The 3,409-nt window shown below is 69.6% G+C and carries 2 protein-coding genes and 1 pseudogene; 1 reads left to right on the forward strand and 2 read right to left on the reverse strand.

Annotated features, from left to right (window positions below):
* Positions 1 to 2: 2 nt before the first annotated feature.
* The gene (locus ACOV8S_RS21520; RefSeq protein WP_448319529.1) at positions 3 to 1,061 is read right to left on the reverse strand and encodes an ABC transporter permease; all 1,059 of its coding nucleotides are present in this window, start codon (positions 1,059 to 1,061) and stop codon (positions 3 to 5) included.
* A 26-nt stretch (positions 1,062 to 1,087) separates the two neighbouring features.
* A complete protein-coding gene (locus ACOV8S_RS21525; RefSeq protein ID WP_448319531.1) occupies positions 1,088 to 2,776 on the reverse strand; it encodes an extracellular solute-binding protein in 1,689 nt (562 codons plus the stop codon).
* Positions 2,777 to 3,135: 359 nt separating this feature from the next.
* On the opposite strand from ACOV8S_RS21525, the pseudogene ACOV8S_RS21530 reads away from it, so the two are divergent.
* A pseudogene (locus ACOV8S_RS21530) lies at positions 3,136 to 3,409 on the forward strand (sugar hydrolase); the annotation flags it as partial.

Here is a 3,409-nt window from a genome sequence, read left to right on the forward strand (position 1 = left end):
GGTCATTTGCGGTAGACCCCCTGTTCGCCCATCAGGTGGGCAACCTTGTTGGCGCCGAGCACCAGGGACAGCCCGACCAGGCCCTTGATCAGTCCCGCCGCGGCGGCGTAGCCGAAGTCCTGGTTGCGGATGCCGTTCCACCAGACGTAGGTGTCGAGGACCTCGGAGGCCTCGACACCCACGGCCTGTCTCTGCAGCAGGAGTTGCTCGAATCCGACGGTGAGGGCGTCGCCCACCCGCAGGACCAGGAGGAGGGCGATCACCGGGCGCAGGGCGGGCAGGGTGACGTGCCACATGCGGCGCAGGCGTCCGGCGCCGTCCATGGCGGCGGCCTCGTACAGCTCGCCGGGGACGGCGGAGAGCGCGGCGAGGAAGACGATGATGCCCCAGCCGGCGTCCTTCCAGACGGCCTGCAGGGTGACCAGGTACTTGAAGACCTCCGGGTCGGTCATCAGGTCGAAGCCCTCGTAGCCGTGCTGGCGGAGGGTCTGCGCGATGATGCCCGCGCCGCCGAAGATCTGCAGGAAGACGGTGACGACGAGGACCCAGGAGAAGAAGTGCGGGAGGTACATGATCGCCTGGGCGACGGCCCGTACCCGGGGGCGGACCACGCTGTTGATGAGCAGGGCGAGCACGACGGGGATGGGGAAGAACAGCACCAGCTGCAGGAAGAACAGCACGAAGGTGTTCCGCACGGCGTGCCAGAACGCGGAGTCCGCGAAGATCCGCTCGAACTGCTCGAACCCGATCCAAGGGCTCTCCAGGACGGCGACGAAGCCGTTCTCGCTGAGGTAGGGGTCGTAGTCCTGGAAGGCGACCACGTTGCCGAGGATCGGCACGTAGTTGAAGACCAGGACCAGCAGCAGCGCGGGCAGGGTCATCAGGACGAGGGTGCGGTCGCGCCGCCATCGGGTGCGCAGGGTCTTCGCGCCCTTTCGCCCCGGGGTCCTCGTCGTGGCCCGCCCTGCTGCCCGGCCCCGGGCGGCCGGGCCCTTCTTCCGGGAGCCGGACCCGGGATCGGGCGTCCCGGCCGGGCTCCGGGGCACCGTGCTGTGCGACACCGGCTACTCCTCGCGTCCGCTCGGGCTCACTTGGCGGTGCCGCTGTCGTCGAGCAGCTTGCGGTACCAGTCGCGCAGGCCGTCGCCGCCCCGCGAGCGCCAGTCGGACACGGCCTGCTGCACGTCGCTGATCTTCTTGCGGCCGCGCACCACGTCGTCCTCGAGCTGCTCGAAGTCGTCGGCGAGGTTGGACCAGCGGTTGGGTTCGGTGACGGTGAGGCCGAAGAAGGAGGACTTCTTGGTGAAGGCGCCCATGCGCTGCTGCCACTCGACCATGCCGCGGGTGACGTCGGGCAGGTCGGGATAGGCGATGTAGGGGGCGGGGTTGCCGGTGTAGTCGTAGGCGCCGTTGACCTCGTTGACGCCCTGCGTGGTCTTGACCGGCAGACCGGCCTTGATCTCGTAGTCGGTTCCCTCGACGCCGTAGGCGGTGAGCATGAACTCCTTGGTGCCGTAGGGCGCGGCGCAGAAGTTGCACAGCGCGAGGAAGTCCTTGACCTGCTGCTCGGTCGCCTTGCGGGAGATGAAGGTGAAGATGTTGGCGGGCTGGACCGCCCAGAGGGTCGGGTCGCCGCCGTCGGCGCCGAAGATGTCGAACGCGGCCATCTCGAAGTCGTCGCGCTGGGTGCGCTGTTCGGCGGTCTTGCCCCACCAGTCGGAGATGTTCTGGTTGTAGATCAGCACCTCGCCCGCGGTGAAGCGGTTGCCGGCCTCGCCGCCGGTCTTGCCCTGCACGGCGTCGGGGTGCACCACCTTGGCGGCGTAGAGCTTGCGCGTCCATTCCAGGGCCTCGAGGTAGGCGTCCGTCTCGACGCGGTTGACGAGCTTGCCGTCCTCCAGGTTCCACCACAGGGCCTTGTCGCTGCCGGAGAGGGTGCCGAAGATGTTGAAGGCCGTCCACTTCATGTCGTCGCAGGCCCAGCGCTTGGAGCGGGCGTCGGTGGCCTCCTTGGCCCAGGACAGGAACGCGTCCGGGCTGGTGGGCGGCGTCCAACCCTCGTCGTCGAACACGTCCTTGCGGTACAGCGGTGCGATGTCGGTGATGTAGGGCGCGGGCATGGGCACCGCCCGCAGCTGCCCGCCGAAGATGCCGCGCTGCCAGGCCTCGGTGGGCACGGCGGCGAGGTTGGGGTAGTCCTTGACCTTGTCCCCGGACAGGTAGGGGCCGAGGTCGGCGAACTTGGCGTTGATGGCGCTGGGTATGCGGCCCATCAGGTTCCAGCCGGGGACGACCACGACGTCGGGGATGGTGCTGGAGGCGAGGACGGCTCCGAGTTTCTGGTCATAGGTGTTGCCGTCCTGGTTCTGCCAGGTGACCTTGACGCCGACGGCCTCGTCCATCGCCTTGTAGTAGGGGTTGTCGCCCTTGGGCGGCGTCCCCCAGAACGGCGACATGATCTTGAGGCCGCCGCCGCTGCCCAGCTTGCTCGGCACCGAGGTCTTCAGCTGGGCCGACGGGATCGCCTGGGTGAAGCCGGCCGCCGATCCGTTCTTCGCCGGCAGGTCCGGCGTGACGACGTTCGACGCCACGAAGGCCGGGAGGAGTTTGCGTGCCTCCTTGCCGGAGGTGGCGCCCTCCTTGCGGTCCTCCTGCTCGCCGCCGCAGGCGGCGAGCAGCGGCATCCCGCCCGCCACCGCGGCGGTGACGACCGCGGTGGAGGCGAGGAAGCTCCTCCGGCTGGGGCCGGCGGAGGTGGGGGCGGCGTTCGGCGTCATTGCGTCAACCCTTCGTGGCGCACCAGGACACTCGGCGGTGGCCGGTCGGCTGCGGTGTCTTCGGCGGAGCTGGCTGAGCTGGCTGAGCTGGAACGGCAGTCGACGACGGGGACGCCGGCTGCGGCCCTGTCGAAGCGCTTCGATGTGCAGCGAGGTTAGGTGAACACCATGGGGCGCACAAGACTCGTTTCGAAACTTCCTGGGAGCGGGAACCGGCCGCCCTGCGCGCATGCGGCGCGGGGCTTGTCGGTGTGACGAGGGATTGGGGGCACCGGCCGCCTTGACACCCGCGGGGGGCGCCGTCGAGCATCGAAGCGCTTCGAAAGCAGCCCGCCCTTCCAGCGCCAGGGGGACCATCCGTGACCGCAGCGCCGCCGTCCCTGCTTCCGTTCCGTGATCCTCGGCTGCCGTTCGCCCGGCGTGCGGAGGACCTGCTGTCACGTCTCACGGTGGAGGAGAAGGCGGCGTTCCTGCACCAGTTCGTCCCGGCCGTCGAGCGCCTGGGGGTCGCCGCCTTCCGGACCGGGCAGGAGGCGCTGCACGGCGTCGCCTGGATGGGGCCGGCCACCGTGTTCCCCCAGGCGGTGGGGCTGGGGGCGACCTGGAACCCGGACCTGGTGCGCCGGGTGGGCG

It is taken from the genome of Streptomyces sp. CO7, from assembly GCF_053474865.1.